Source organism: Chryseobacterium sp. NG-CE01 (assembly GCF_055695505.1).
On record NZ_CM146369.1, the window covers coordinates 705,564 to 719,061 of the forward strand.

Consider the following 13,498-nt stretch of genomic DNA (forward strand, 5'->3'; position numbering starts at 1 on the left):
TTTTTTATTTAGTTTTGAAGTTTATAAAAAGCGGGACATTTTCTATGTTTTATAAAAAACTACAAAAAGCAGTTGTTTTATGCTGCTTTTTGTAGTTTTTTAAGGTTATGGGCGATGGCGAGAAGACCGGTTTCAATTTCTACTTTCACCTTTCCTCGTAAGAAAAAGCGTTTAAAACTTTTATTGTGCTTGATTTGGGCGAAAACAGGTTCTACGTCGTAACATCGTTGCTTTCTTAAGGCAATTCCCCGTTTGGTATTGAGAAGCCTGAAAATCCTGTTCCTATGTTTTGCAAGTTTGGGATTTGATGCAGACTGGGTAACTTGTTTTGATTTTTGGTCTTTATTAAAGTAATTGTATTTTACATATGCTTTTACTTTTTTCTGTCTTAGAAATTCATAGTTCTCATAGCTTCCGTATCCTGCATCTGCAACAACTTCACCAGGTGGGTGTCCATAATTTTCTTCAAAGCTTTCTATATGCAAGGCCAGGGTCTGGGTATCAGTAGGATTAGGATGGAGGGTATAATGAACAATAAACTGATTCTCGGTAGAAAGCTGCAGATTATAAGCGGGTTTGAGCTGTCCGTTTCGCATATGGTCTTCCTTCATCCTCATAAAAGTAGCATCATGATCCGTTTTACTAAAGCTGTTTCTTCCGGCCAGAATCTTTTCATATGCTTCATATTTCTCCAGATTGTTACGCCAGTTTTTACGGGCATAACCAATCTTCTGGCGAACTTTTGAGGAAATCTTCTTTTTCTTTAAAACAGAATCTATGGTTTGAATGACCTTACTTACTTTTTCTTTATCAATAGATTTAAAAATAACAGGTTCGGTATCTCTAAGTTCTTCCTGAGCAATCTGCTGCGTATAATTCCATAATTCTTCCAGCTGGTGTTCTATTCTTTCCCTGCTTTTCTTCAAAGCTCTTCCCCAGACAAAAGTATAGCGGTTTGCATTGGCTTCTATCTTGGTTCCGTCTACAAAGGTTGTTTTTAAACTAACGTGTCCTTCTTTATGAAGCAGCATCACAATCTGAGTAAAAATATCCCTGATCTGACCTTTGAGTTTATCGCTCCTAAAGCGGTTAAGCGTGTTATGGTCAGGTCTCTGCATTGCTGAAAGCCACATGAAGTAGACATTTTCCTTTAATGCCTGTTCCAGTTTTCTGCTCGAATAAATATTATTGAGATATCCAAAAATCAGAACCTTCAGAAGCATTTTAGGATGATAGCTGGAACTTCCCCCTGATTTATATTCGTTAATCAGGTTGCGGATATCCAATCGGTCTATAACCTCAGAAACCAACCGTACCGGATGATTCTCTTCTATAAAATCTAATAAATTGGGCGGAAACAAAAAGTTTTGTTTGGGATTATAATCTTTAAAGATTACCTTTGATCTACTATGCATACAGCAATTTATGAAAATTGCTGCAATTAGGAAAGTCTCAGACTTTCCTTTTTTTATGATCAATAAAAAAGACTGTCTCACTTTTGAGACAGCCTCTTTTTTATTATGCAGAACATTATACATACTTTCAATAAGAGATTAAAGATATATAGTTAAAGTCTATTAATTATTAAAATAAACATACTTCAAATACAAAATCAATATAATATTTATAATATTTTTATGTTTAAAATAATTTTTTAACATTATAATATCTATATTAGCAAATAAATTTAATAAACTATTTCTTATGAAAGGAAAATTACTGCCTCTTACAGCTTTGGTACTATCAGCTGTATGCAATTATCAACTTAAAGCCCAGGAATATCAGCCAATGCCGGTTCAGAGCGGTTACAATGCAGATGTCATCGCAAATGGCGTCGGTCCCTCAGCGACTTCAACCAATAATGATGTGGACGGCGTAAGCTTCGCGTTCATCTCCCGCGATTTCCAGCTGACGGCCACAAGCAATCCGCTTACGTATGGACTCCCTATCAACGGAATCATCAATTCTGTTGTAGCTTCCACGTCCGGGTTGTCTTATCAAATGGGCTCTTACAGCTCAAACAACAGCCTTAGGCTTCAAAACACCAATGATAACGGGACATTAGTTTTCACAACACCGATTCAGGCGCTTACCATATATATGCTGGCAACAGGAGGAAGCGGAGCCTGTACGGTAGATGTAGATGTAAATTTTACGGATAACACTTCACAGACATTTTCCGGAGTCAGCATTTCCGACTGGTACGGAGGAAGCAGCTATGCCATCCAGGGAATCGGAAGAATCAATATAGCCAATGATAACCTTGAATCAGGCTCCGGAACCAACCCAAGATTATACCAGATTCCTTTGGCTATCAGCGCGGCCAATCAATCAAAAAGTGTAAAAAGTGTAACGGTAACAAAAGTAGGAACAGGAGGTATCCCAAATATTTTTGCCTTTGCAGCAGATGCGTATAATGCGTGCAGCACACCAACCAATATCACGGCTACAACTACCATGTCAGGAGCAACATTAAGCTGGACAGCACCTGCAAGCGCTCCTGCTTCAGGATATCAATATTACTACAGTACTTCTCCTACGGCGCCTACAGCAACTACAACCCCTACCGGAAACGTTACTTCAGGCACCTCTGTAACCCTCAACCAGCTTACTACGGGGCAAACCTATTATTTCTGGGTGAGATCCAACTGTGGAGGTTCTTCACAAAGTTTCTGGAAAATGAAAGAATTTACTCCGGGGCAGATCAGCACTGTTTATACCGCGGGAGATATCAATACCCAATACAATAATTCAGGTGTTACCACTTCATCGACTACCAACTGTGCAGGAGGATTAAGTGTTAATGTCCCGACAGGATATAAGATAAAATCTACTGCTGTTTCTTATAAAATGTCTACCGCTTCAAACGGATGGATGAGCGAACAAAGAAGTCTTTTGGTCTGTACGACGAACAATGTTACAGAATCTACAGTAGCATCCGGATCCGGCTCTTCGTCAGGCACGTATTCTTACAACAGAACGGGGCTTAATCTGGCTAATGATCTTACCGGAACCGTAAACTTCGAGTTGAGAGCATGGAGAACATACGGAGGATCAGATTGTACTGCAGAGTATAATAAAGTTGATAATAATACATTTACGGTAACAGTTACTTTAGAGCCTTTAGTTTTGGCAACGAGCGAGGTAACGGTAAAAGAAAAAGAAAGAATTGCACATCCAAATCCTTTCGTGGATACTTTATACATTGAGAAAGCAGAAAATGTAAAAACAGCTGTCATCACAGATCTTTCGGGAGTAGTGGTAAAAACTGTTGAAAATCCTTCTTCCCTATTCTTAGGCGGACTAAAATCCGGAATGTATATTCTGACGTTACAAATGAAAGACGGATCTGTAAAGAGCATGAAAACGATTAAAAGATAATTTACAAATCATATTAAAAAGCCGTGGATAAAGAATTTTATCCACGGCTTTTTATTAGTATCATCTAAATTAGGGCTGAACAATTTCTCCGTTAACGAAAACTTCATAGCCTATTTCTACAGTCGGTTCCAGGGTCTTTGAAACAGAACAGTATTTCTCAAACGACAGCTGGGCGGCTTTCTGGGCTTTTTTAGGATCAATATTTCCTTGCAGTAAAAATTTCACTTTGATGGATTTAAAAGGTTTTGCATCATCAACCGGAATTCGCTCGCCTTCTACTTCAGCTTTAAAGTCTGTAATTTCCTGTCTTTGTTTTTTCAGAATGGAAACCACATCAATTCCGCTGCAGCCTGCAACAGCCATCAGAACACTTTCCATTGGCGAAACCCCTTTTGCGCCCGGTTGTGTCGTATTATCCAGAAGAATTGAATTTCCCTGAGCATTGGTACATTCAAATAAATAATCGTCGTTGATTCTGTTAAGTGTTATTTTCATAATATCTATTCCTGTTACGTACTGTTTATTCTAAATGATTAACTTTATACTTAATGCATTATGTCTAATGACTAATAATTCATACTTTATATTTAAAACTTTATGCATAATAGTTAAAAAACTTCTCTTAAGGCTTAAAACTTTATACCTTATGCTTAAAGCTATATGCTTAAGGTTTAAAAATGTATACTTAAGGCTTAAACATTCTGCTTATTGCCTGCTGCGTATAGCCACGTTATAGAATACCTCTGGCTTTGATCTCCAGGTATTTATTGATAACGTCGATATTTAAATTTTCAGGTAGCGTGTACACTGTGTAGATACCATACTTCCTAAGTTCCTGAATGATCAGTTTCTTTTCAAACTCAAACTTTTCGGCGATGATTTCGTCATAAATTTCCTGCATGCTTTCGGGATTTTTATGGATCAGTGTCTGAAGCTCTGAATTTTTAAAGAAAACTACCACCAGCAAATGATTTTTAGCGATTCCGCGGAGATATTTCAGCTGGCGGTTGAGACTGTCAAGGGTTTCAAAGTTGGTGAACAGCAGTATAAGGCTTCTTTGGTTTAAAGAATATTTCACATCCTGATACAGCCTGTTAAAATCACTTTCAAAAAAATCGGTTTTGATATTATAAAGCGCTTCTGAGATTTTTCTAAGCTGTCCTGATTTATTTTCCGCAGCAATTTTATTTTCCGTTTTTTTAGAAAACGTCATCATTCCGGCGCGGTCACCTTTCTTCAGGATAATATGGGACAGCGCCATGGTTGCGTTGATAGAATAATCCAGCAGGCTCAATCCTTTAAAAGGCATTTTCATTGTTCTTCCGGTATCGATCAGCATAAAGATCCGCTGAGATTTTTCGTCCTGAAACTGGTTTACCATCAGTCGGTTCGTTTTGGAAGTCGCTTTCCAGTTGATCGTTCGGATATCATCTCCGGGAACATATTCTTTGATCTGCTCAAATTCCATGGTATGTCCCAGCTTTCTTATCTTTTTGATTCCGCCCAGCATAAATTCGCTCTGGATCGCCATCAGTTCATATTTCCTCAAATGGATGAAGGAAGGATAAGAAGGCAGATTGGCATCTTTCTGAAAATTAAATCTTTTCGAAACAAAACCTAAAGGTGATGCAACATATACATTCAGACTTCCGAAATTATATTCGCCCCGCTCCTTGGGTTCAAGAATGTATTGAAAAAAGGTATTTCTTCCGGGTGCAATTTGTTTCTCAATCAGGAAATCGCGCTTCTGAAACTGAAAAGGAATTTCATCGATTACCTTAACGTTAATTTTAAAATTGTAATTATTTTTAATATCGATCTTCACAGGATTTTCATCACCATTTGACAGCTTTTCAGGCAAAATCCTTTGTGCCGAAATCCCTTTATTTTTGTTAAAAACAAAGAGCGTATCTACCATTACCGCTAAAAAGCAAAGCAGTAAAGCAATATGCGCCGCCCACATAAGAAACGGGAAGAAGAATGCAAAGACATACAGGATTCCCACTCCGATGAGCACGTAGAAAAAGCGCGTATTGATGTATAAGTTTTTCATTTTTTAAGATGGCGGATAGCAGACTGCGGATAGCAATTAATCACCTTGTTTTAATATATGTTTACCTTGGAATCTCTATTCCTTCTAAAATTTGTCTGATAATTTCGTCTGCCGTAAGACCTTCCATTTCTCTTTCCGGCGATACGATCACTCTGTGTCTCAAAACGGCGTAGCTTGCTTCTTTGATGTCTTCAGGAGTTACAAAATCCCTGCCTCTTAATGCGGCAAAAGCCTTTGAAGCGGTTAACAATGCAAGACTTGCCCTTGGAGAAGCTCCCAGATACAGGAACTGGTTTTCTCTTGTATTCACGATGATCTTGGCAATATATTCCATCAGCTGTGCTTCTACAATGATTTCTTTTACAAGCTGCTGGTAATTTTTCAACTGTTGCGCGGTGATAACGCGGTTCACCACATCCGTTTTATCTTCTCTTTTGTTTTCGTGCTGATTCTTTATGATTGCAATTTCCTGCGCCAGATCAGGATATCCAACATTGATTTTAAAAAGAAAACGGTCAAGCTGCGCTTCCGGCAGTCGATAGGTACCTTCATGTTCAATAGGGTTCTGCGTAGCCACTACAAGAAACGGTTCTTCCATGGTGTACCGCGTTCCATCCATAGTAATCTGCCGTTCTTCCATCACCTCAAATAAGGCTGCCTGTGTTTTTGCAGGGGATCTGTTGATCTCATCAATCAAAATAAAACTTGAAAAGATGGGTCCTTTTTTAAATTCAAATTCAGAATTTTTCACATTGAAAACCGAAGTTCCCAAAATATCCGAAGGCATAAGATCCGGTGTAAACTGGATTCTGCTGAAACCCACATCAATGGTTTTCGCCAGCAATTTTGCAGTGATTGTTTTTGCCACTCCGGGAACACCTTCAATAAGAACATGCCCGTTGGATAAAAGTGCCGCTAAAAGATGTTCTACCATACTTTCCTGCCCTACGATTACTTTGGCAATTTCAGATTTTACTTTTTCCAGACTGGTACGAAGCTCAATCATATCTATTCTCGACTGAAACTGATCTTCTTTTTTATCAAGAGCTATTGAATTCTGGTCTTCAATATTTGGGTTTTCAATGTTTTCCATATAATATAATTTAACAATTTACCGATGTACCAATTTACTGATCAAGAGAATTGTTACATTGTTATATTTTAAGATTGTTATACTTTTTAAATTATTTCATCAAGCAATGTATTCATTTTTGCAAGATCCTCTTTCATCACCTGAGCGTAAGGATCCTGTGCTTTTTTAATCAGGTGAATCGCTTCTTCAATCATCTCCATAGATTTACCGGTTTTAAGATGGAGTTTCTTCGCAAATTCTGCGTCCAGATGCTGTGTATCAATCAGCAGATCCATTCTTACCTTATTCAGGAAATACTGTGCTTTTTTGGCCATCATATCATGAAAGTCACCTTCCTGCAGATAAAGGTTTCCGATGCTTTTCACAAAATCAACAGAGGTATTTTTTAGAGGCTCTATGATCGGTACAATACGCTGCTTTCTTTTAGCATTAAAGAAAATAAAAAGAACCATCCCTCCCAAAAACACCCACCATGCGTATTTCAGTGCCGGATTGGAAAGGATAAACCTGAGGAAAAACTGCGAAACTTTAGCATCATTTTCTACAAACCATACGGTTTCACGGTCATCGAGGTACGAAAAAACATCCTGAGCATATCTTACATTTCCACGTTTTAACAGATAATAATTGGTGATAAAAAGCGGCTCACAATGAACATATATGTTTCCTTTTCCAAATTCTATTTTAATAAAGTTGGCCTGGTCTGAATTATTTTTCTCGACTGTTTTTCCCAACACCTCAACTCCCGGTTTAATAAAAGTAAAACCTCTTCCCGAAGGAAATTTATCCAGATGGATAAAATCGTTGCTGAATTTTTTGTCCGTAAGCTTCAGCACATTTTCGTCTTCAAAAGAAATCTGAGAATCATAATAGCCGATACTGTCTGAGATCTGTTTAGGCATTTCACTGAGAATAAACATCGCATCCGATCCATCTGATACCTGATCCAGAATTTTATTCCAGGACTGGCGGTCAAGCTCTTCTTCTATGACGAGGATATTATGAGGCTTTCTATCGGTCTGATAATAATCGTACGGTGTCTCACCTGTTTTTTTTATTTTATTTTTAAAAAGTGCATTCGCTTCATTATTAAATACACACAAACCGAAAGGTGTTTTCTGGTTGATATTGAAATTCTTTCTCCAGTCCGTACTTTCCGTTTTGTTCGCTTCAAACAATACCAGAATAATCATCACAACGATGAAAATCACAGCATATATTTTGAAAGTCTTGTTCATGATAAAAGTTACGGTTTAAAAGATTGGTACTGGGTTTTAAATTTCTGATAATCTTCTTCAGAGATGATGAATTCTCCGTACCATACATAATCAAAAATGTATGAAAGCTGGAAAAATTCGGACGTTAGGTGTGGTGCCTTCAATTCTGCCAGATAATCTTTATTGGTTTTTTCCGGGTTCCAGGTAATCAGCTTTTTATCGCTGAGCTTTTTTAACACAAATAAAAACTGGTACCGTACTGCAGAACGGAAATCACCTGATTTTTCAAACTTCAGGATACTTTCCGGGAAATTGATCTCGTGGATGTTCTCGTGCAGTTCTTCGTCTTTTAGATCAACTTTTTTATTCTTCTTTCCGAATAGGAAATTTCCATCTTTACCGATAAGGTATTTAATGATAAAGTACAGCAGGAAGCCTACAAGTAGAATTACAAACAGGCGTATAAGTATTCCCGCAACATTACCGGAATTTGTAAAAACGGTTTCTCCAAAAATACTGTTTAGAATCCCGACAATTTTTCTCATGAGCTTTTCCCATACTGACATTCTCGGTTTCGTCGTTGTATAATCGAAATCTTTCCCTTTGTATCTTGACGGAACGTTTTCTTTAAATTTCTTAGGATATATCGTATTGTCCGTAATTGGTCTTTTCAGCAATACAGAATCTGCCCGGTACATATTTTTATAATGTCCCGTACTGAGAGAGTCTATATAGACTTCCGCAGCCGGTGGCGGATCATCCCCGGTCTGTGCATGAATATATTCTGCAGATATAAAAACCAGTAAAAAAATAAAAATCTTATTCATTGATGCCGATGGTATCTATTTCTGCAAGCTCCATTTTCTGATGAAGATCTGTGCGGCTGTCGTAATACATTAATCCCGAGTTGATGTACAGCACATTCATCAGCAGGGTTGAGATAATGGAAGAAATTCCGTAAACTATAAAAAATACAATCCCGAAGCTCCCTTTAAAAGGATCACTTTCAAACTGAGCATCCGGCGCCGTTGTTGACAGCTTCATAAAAAACAGGATCATCGGAACAGATGAAAAGAATATGCTCACAATATAGAATAATATGACCATGATAGTAGTTGCTCCCCAGTATTTCCAGTAAGGAGATTTTTCCCTTCCGTTTGGATAAGAAAACTGCGACCGTACAGCATAACTTAGCGATTCAAAAAAGCCTCTTTTCCTATTAAAATAATCGAAGCATAGAAAAATGATTACATTCAGTAATGTTGGGCCTACAAAAAGCATCAGCACCAAACCGATGATAACAAAAATAAGAATGTAAGAGATCCCAAAAATCACAAATGCAACCGGCAATACTAAGAATGTTAACCCAAAATAGGCGGCGGCTACTTTTTTTCCGTTCGATTTGAAGTCGCTGAGGAGATCGTCTGCTTTAATATCTGTTTTCCCTTCCGCAATTCTTTTTATGTAAAAAACAGGAAAGAGAAAGTTAATGGTCATCAATGCTGTTGAAAGAATGAACAGTAAAACACCGCACAGAATAAGCATTCCCAGATTATCGTTAAGGAACTGCTCAAAGTAATAGCTCTGCCCTCCCATAGTGGAGCCGAAAAATGCTCCCAGGAATTCCTTATATCCGAAAATGATGACTACCACCATCAGGATCAGCAGCAATCCGTTCAGAAGGATGAAATTCTTAAAATAGTTTTTACCGTATAATTTGAAAAAAGTAAAACTATCTGTTATAAACGTTCCAAAATCTCTCTTTTTATAAAACTGCATCATTTATCTGGTTATTAATTTTCCTGTTAACAATGGAAGGATATATGAAATAGTAAAAGCCGATAACGACCAATGATCCGAAGATGATGATCAGGTTTAAGGATAAAGGCATTTCCAGCGCATGTCTTGTGACATATCCTTCGATAATTCCGGCACAAACCGTAAAGGGAACCGTACTCAGAAATATTTTAAACGAATCTTTAAATCCGTTTTTAAATGAGTTAAATCTTGAAAATGTGCGGGGAAATAATATGGACGCTCCGAGAATAAGTCCGCACATGGCTTCTACTACCATAGAAAAGATCTCAAAAACACCGTGCAGCCATATTCCTCTGGCGCTATCCTGCAATGCTCCGTAATCATAGAAAAAATACTGGAAAGATCCCAGCATTACGCTGTTTGACAAAAGTGCCCACAATGTGCCTACACCTCCAAAAATTCCGTAAATATAAAGCTTGGCACCCACGCCGATGTTATTGAAGATAATCCCGATGGTACTTCCCCAGGTAGATCCGCTCTGGTAAACGCCGACTGCGTTTCCGTTTTTAATGTTTTCGATGGTCTGGTTCACATAGTCTTCTCCTAAAATAATTTTGGCAAAATCTTTATCGTAAACTGCAGAAAGCAAACCGATCAGGGTAAATAAAGTGAAAAATAAGAAAGCATAGCCTAAGTATCTTCTGTACTGGTACACAAGCAAAGGAACTTCTGTTTTAAAGAAATACAACAAGCGGTTCTCTTCTACTCTTTTTGTTTTATAAATTTTCTGAAAGATCTGTGAAGACAGATGATTGAGATAAACTGTTGTATTGCTTTTCGGGTAGTAAGTCTGCGCAAAAGAAAGATCGTTGACGAGATTAATGTACAGCGAAGAAAGGTCATCAGGATTTTTTTTAATTTTCCCCTGGATAACCTGTTCGATTCCCAACCATTTTTCTTTATTTTGTTTAATGAAATAAACCTCTCTCATAACTATAAGGCTAAAATAATAAAAATTATGTCTCAAATTGCGATTAATACTTCACAAAATGTAAATATTAATTTCAACATTGCCAGTGTTGGAGACCGGATCATTGCTTTCTTTATTGACCTCGCGATAAAGGTAGCATACGGAATCGCCGTTCTGTATGCGTTCTTTACGATTCTGAACCTCGGATATTTATTGAATGGCATGGATCAGTGGTCTGTCGGAGCCGTTTATATCATTCTGCTTTTTCCTACATTTGTTTACCCTGTGGTTCTTGAAAGTCTTATGGAGGGGCAGACTCCGGGAAAAAAAGTTATGAAAATACGTGTCGTAAAAATAGACGGCTATCAGGCGGGGTTCGGAGATTATCTTATCCGCTGGGTTTTCAGAATCATTGATACTTCTTTTGCAGGCGTTGTCGGACTTGTGTCTATGGTTGTCTCTAAAAACAATCAGCGTTTGGGAGATATTGCTTCAGGAACGGCTGTTATTTCTTTAAAGAACAATATTAATATTTCCCACACTATTTTAGAAAATATTAAAGAAGATTATATTCCTACATTTCCTCAGGTTATCGCATTAAGCGACAATGACATGAGGATCATTAAAGATAATTATATAAAAGCATTGCGCATTGACGACAGACAGGTTATCAAGAAACTTTCTGATAAGATCAAAAGCATCCTGAAGCTGGAAATAGATCCTACAAAAATGACGGAAAGACAGTTTATAGGAGTAATTATCAAAGATTACAACTATTACACAGGGAAAGATAGTTAAGTGAATGGTGGGTTTAATAAAATTTAAATAACGAAAATAAAATTGATAATTCACAATCACCAACTTTCTTTCTTGATATACTTCAAAAGCTCCGCGGTGCAGTTTTTGTATTTTTACTGTATACAAAAACGTAGATTATGAGATTTGAAAATAATAAATCAGGAAACGGCGGTGTTATTACTTTAAATAATGAAATCAAGGAAGTCGGACGGTTAACCTATACTGTTTTTCCCGAAGACCATAAACTGATTATCTCTTTTGTTCTGGTACATCCGGAATTTGAAGGCCGCGGAATGGGAAAATATCTGGTGGAAGAGGCCATAAAGTTTGCCAGAGAAAACCAATGGAAGGTATACCCTCACTGTTCGTATGCGAGATCTGTGATGATGAGAATGCGCGATGTTGAGGATGTTTTCTTACAGCGTTAAAACTTCTTTTACAAGAATTTCTTCAATATCATCCGGATAATTAACTTTCAGATGATGATCTGAAGCTACCCAGTTCAGGATTTCTTCTGGCTTTAAAACTTTAGAGTTGGGTATTCCCATTTTGTCTAAAGCACAGGCATTACATTCCTGTTCATATTGGTTATGGATCGGGATCACGAACAGTTTTTTATCCATAAAAAGTGCTTCTGCGGGAGTTTCAAAGCCGGCGTTGCAAAGAATTCCGTCGCAGTTTTCAAAGCTTTTGAGATATTTAATTTCATCAATAGGAAAGATCTCCACATTTTTTTCTTTAAACTGAAGCTTCGAGTATTTGGAAAAAATTTTCCATTCCACCGGAATTTGCTGTAACACTTTGATAATATTTTCATCTGAAAAACTAGGAAGATATACAAGGTAAAAACCTTTTTTATCGGGATTAAGATTTCTGATCTTTCTCCTAATAACAGGCTTTTTAATTTGCGGATGATAGTTTTCAAAATGGAAGCCTATTTTCCTGTCACTCGGAACATAATATTTCAAAATCAGGTCTCCAAAGAAATCTTTCTTTTCAGGTCTTGGCGTTTCTTTAAATAACATGGAAGCCTGATGGCTCAGTTCAATCATGGGAAGGCCTCTCAGTTTACATGCCCATCCGGTGAGCGGTTCATAATCATTAATGATAAGATCATAACCCGAAAGGCTGATTTCTTTAATGGTCTTAAAAGCTTCCAGAAAATGGTTATCTGTAAAAGTTTTCCGATATGAAAGACCGCCTGTTTTATTATAAAGCAGTGAAATCCCTTTATGTTGGTAGTTAACGTCAAAATCAGCCTTTAATTGTGATTGGTGGCCACTGATGAGTGTTTCTACCGAGGCATATTTTTTAAGAATGGGAACAATCTCCTGCGCCCTGGCGATATGCCCGTTTCCTGTTCCCTGAAATGCATATAAGATTTTCATTTCGTAAAATTGGTTACTATTTTCAAAAGGTCATTGCTGTTAAGATCTGAGATTTCATCAGTATTGTCATCTTTCAGCAGATGTTTATGGTCTTCGTAATAAAAGATCTTCCATTTATTATCATGATATTCGAGAGCGGAAAGATTCTCGATCCAGTCTCCGGAATTTAGATAAATGCAGGAGCCTTTTTTATTAACCACCTCGCGGATCTGCGGCTGATGAATATGTCCGCATACTACATAATCGTAATGGTTGTCGATAGCCAGCTCGGAAGCGGTCAGTTCAAAATCTCCGATATATTTTACGGCTTTCTTTACGTTATTTTTAATTTTTTTGGAGAATGAATATTTTTCTTTCCCCATCTTTTCTAAAAACCAATTGACGATATTATTGATTACAATTAAGAGGTCATAACCTTTCCCACCGAGTTTGGCAATCCATTTTGAATGCTGAACCGAGGCGTCAAAAACATCACCATGGAAAATCCATGCTTTTTTATCGTTAATGTTTAAACAGATTTTATTGCAGACTTTAAGCTTACCCAATTCGAAGTCGGTAAACTTCCGGAACATCTCATCGTGATTTCCCGTAATATAGTACACATCAGTATTCTTTGTAGCGAATGAAAGGATCTTTTTGATTACCTTTAAATGAGGTTTGGGAAAATAAGATTTTTTGAATTGCCAGATATCGATGATATCTCCGTTCAAAACGAGTATTTTGGGCTGAATAGAATTGAGGTACCTCAGCAATTCTTTAGCCTTACATCCATAAGTTCCCAAATGCACATCCGATATTACAACCAATTCAATGTTTCTTTTCATAGTTTTATGCAAAGAA

The 13,498-nt window shown here is 37.3% G+C and carries 13 protein-coding genes; 3 read left to right on the forward strand and 10 right to left on the reverse strand.

Features of this window, described 5'->3' with window-relative positions; translation table 11 throughout:
- Nucleotides 1-77 precede the first annotated feature (77 nt).
- On the reverse strand, nt 78-1,415 hold the full coding sequence (locus ACYT6F_RS03405; RefSeq protein ID WP_472597713.1) for an IS1182 family transposase: 1,338 nt from the start codon (nt 1,413-1,415) through the stop codon (nt 78-80).
- A gap of 289 nt (nt 1,416-1,704) precedes the next feature.
- On the opposite strand from ACYT6F_RS03405, the gene ACYT6F_RS03410 reads away from it, so the two are divergent.
- Nucleotides 1,705-3,381 (forward strand): T9SS type A sorting domain-containing protein, encoded by a 1,677-nt coding sequence (locus tag ACYT6F_RS03410; RefSeq protein ID WP_472599898.1) that lies wholly within the window; start codon nt 1,705-1,707, stop codon nt 3,379-3,381.
- 69 nt (nt 3,382-3,450) lie between these two features.
- On the opposite strand, the gene ACYT6F_RS03415 is transcribed toward ACYT6F_RS03410, so the two are convergent.
- From ACYT6F_RS03415 to ACYT6F_RS03445, 7 genes are all read right to left on the reverse strand, one after another.
- The gene (locus ACYT6F_RS03415; protein ID WP_472599899.1) at nt 3,451-3,876 is read right to left on the reverse strand and encodes an OsmC family protein; all 426 of its coding nucleotides are present in this window, start codon (nt 3,874-3,876) and stop codon (nt 3,451-3,453) included.
- A gap of 235 nt (nt 3,877-4,111) precedes the next feature.
- The gene (locus ACYT6F_RS03420) at nt 4,112-5,434 is read right to left on the reverse strand and encodes a DUF58 domain-containing protein (RefSeq protein ID WP_472599900.1); all 1,323 of its coding nucleotides are present in this window, start codon (nt 5,432-5,434) and stop codon (nt 4,112-4,114) included.
- Between the two features lie 61 nt (nt 5,435-5,495).
- Nucleotides 5,496-6,527, reverse strand: coding sequence for an AAA family ATPase (locus tag ACYT6F_RS03425; protein WP_472599901.1), 1,032 nt, complete (start codon nt 6,525-6,527; stop codon nt 5,496-5,498).
- Nucleotides 6,528-6,613: 86 nt separating this feature from the next.
- A complete protein-coding gene (locus tag ACYT6F_RS03430) occupies nt 6,614-7,765 on the reverse strand; it encodes a hypothetical protein (protein ID WP_472599902.1) in 1,152 nt (383 codons plus the stop codon).
- 8 nt (nt 7,766-7,773) lie between these two features.
- Nucleotides 7,774-8,571 (reverse strand): DUF4129 domain-containing protein, encoded by a 798-nt coding sequence (locus tag ACYT6F_RS03435; RefSeq protein ID WP_472599903.1) that lies wholly within the window; start codon nt 8,569-8,571, stop codon nt 7,774-7,776.
- The gene (locus ACYT6F_RS03440; protein WP_472599904.1) at nt 8,564-9,526 is read right to left on the reverse strand and encodes a DUF4013 domain-containing protein; all 963 of its coding nucleotides are present in this window, start codon (nt 9,524-9,526) and stop codon (nt 8,564-8,566) included. The genes ACYT6F_RS03435 and ACYT6F_RS03440 overlap by 8 nt, the downstream gene beginning before the upstream one ends.
- Nucleotides 9,510-10,493, reverse strand: coding sequence for a stage II sporulation protein M (locus ACYT6F_RS03445; protein ID WP_472599905.1), 984 nt, complete (start codon nt 10,491-10,493; stop codon nt 9,510-9,512). Before ACYT6F_RS03445 ends, ACYT6F_RS03440 begins: the two co-directional genes overlap by 17 nt.
- A gap of 27 nt (nt 10,494-10,520) precedes the next feature.
- Here ACYT6F_RS03445 and ACYT6F_RS03450 point away from each other — a divergent pair, with 27 nt between their 5' ends.
- Both ACYT6F_RS03450 and ACYT6F_RS03455 read left to right on the forward strand, forming a co-directional pair.
- Complete coding sequence (locus ACYT6F_RS03450) at nt 10,521-11,270, forward strand: RDD family protein (protein ID WP_472599906.1); 750 nt, start codon at nt 10,521-10,523, stop codon at nt 11,268-11,270.
- Nucleotides 11,271-11,407: 137 nt separating this feature from the next.
- Nucleotides 11,408-11,698 (forward strand): GNAT family N-acetyltransferase, encoded by a 291-nt coding sequence (locus ACYT6F_RS03455; RefSeq protein WP_472599907.1) that lies wholly within the window; start codon nt 11,408-11,410, stop codon nt 11,696-11,698.
- Here the strand turns inward: ACYT6F_RS03455 and ACYT6F_RS03460 are convergent.
- Together ACYT6F_RS03460 and ACYT6F_RS03465 are read right to left on the reverse strand one after the other, a co-directional pair.
- Nucleotides 11,687-12,658 carry a glycosyltransferase family protein gene (locus ACYT6F_RS03460; RefSeq protein WP_472599908.1) on the reverse strand — a complete coding sequence of 324 codons (972 nt, stop codon included), beginning with the start codon at nt 12,656-12,658 and terminating at the stop codon, nt 11,687-11,689. The two genes, ACYT6F_RS03455 and ACYT6F_RS03460, sit on opposite strands and share 12 nt — an antisense overlap.
- A complete protein-coding gene (locus tag ACYT6F_RS03465) occupies nt 12,655-13,482 on the reverse strand; it encodes a UDP-2,3-diacylglucosamine diphosphatase (RefSeq protein ID WP_472599909.1) in 828 nt (275 codons plus the stop codon). The genes ACYT6F_RS03460 and ACYT6F_RS03465 overlap by 4 nt, the downstream gene beginning before the upstream one ends.
- Nucleotides 13,483-13,498: the final 16 nt, after the last annotated feature.

Bases quoted from the DNA above. Each gene is read 5' to 3' on its own strand.
- ACYT6F_RS03405 (WP_472597713.1), bottom strand. From the start codon at position 1,415: ATGCATAGTAGATCAAAGGTAATCTTTAAAGATTATAATCCCAAACAA.
- ACYT6F_RS03430 (WP_472599902.1), bottom strand. From the start codon at position 7,765: ATGAACAAGACTTTCAAAATATATGCTGTGATTTTCATCGTTGTGATG.
- ACYT6F_RS03410 (WP_472599898.1), top strand. From the start codon at position 1,705: ATGAAAGGAAAATTACTGCCTCTTACAGCTTTGGTACTATCAGCTGTA.
- ACYT6F_RS03420 (WP_472599900.1), bottom strand. From the start codon at position 5,434: ATGAAAAACTTATACATCAATACGCGCTTTTTCTACGTGCTCATCGGA.
- ACYT6F_RS03455 (WP_472599907.1), top strand. From the start codon at position 11,408: ATGAGATTTGAAAATAATAAATCAGGAAACGGCGGTGTTATTACTTTA.
- ACYT6F_RS03415 (WP_472599899.1), bottom strand. From the start codon at position 3,876: ATGAAAATAACACTTAACAGAATCAACGACGATTATTTATTTGAATGT.
- ACYT6F_RS03445 (WP_472599905.1), bottom strand. From the start codon at position 10,493: ATGAGAGAGGTTTATTTCATTAAACAAAATAAAGAAAAATGGTTGGGA.
- ACYT6F_RS03450 (WP_472599906.1), top strand. From the start codon at position 10,521: ATGTCTCAAATTGCGATTAATACTTCACAAAATGTAAATATTAATTTC.
- ACYT6F_RS03440 (WP_472599904.1), bottom strand. From the start codon at position 9,526: ATGATGCAGTTTTATAAAAAGAGAGATTTTGGAACGTTTATAACAGAT.
- ACYT6F_RS03435 (WP_472599903.1), bottom strand. From the start codon at position 8,571: ATGAATAAGATTTTTATTTTTTTACTGGTTTTTATATCTGCAGAATAT.
- ACYT6F_RS03460 (WP_472599908.1), bottom strand. From the start codon at position 12,658: ATGAAAATCTTATATGCATTTCAGGGAACAGGAAACGGGCATATCGCC.
- ACYT6F_RS03425 (WP_472599901.1), bottom strand. From the start codon at position 6,527: ATGGAAAACATTGAAAACCCAAATATTGAAGACCAGAATTCAATAGCT.
- ACYT6F_RS03465 (WP_472599909.1), bottom strand. From the start codon at position 13,482: ATGAAAAGAAACATTGAATTGGTTGTAATATCGGATGTGCATTTGGGA.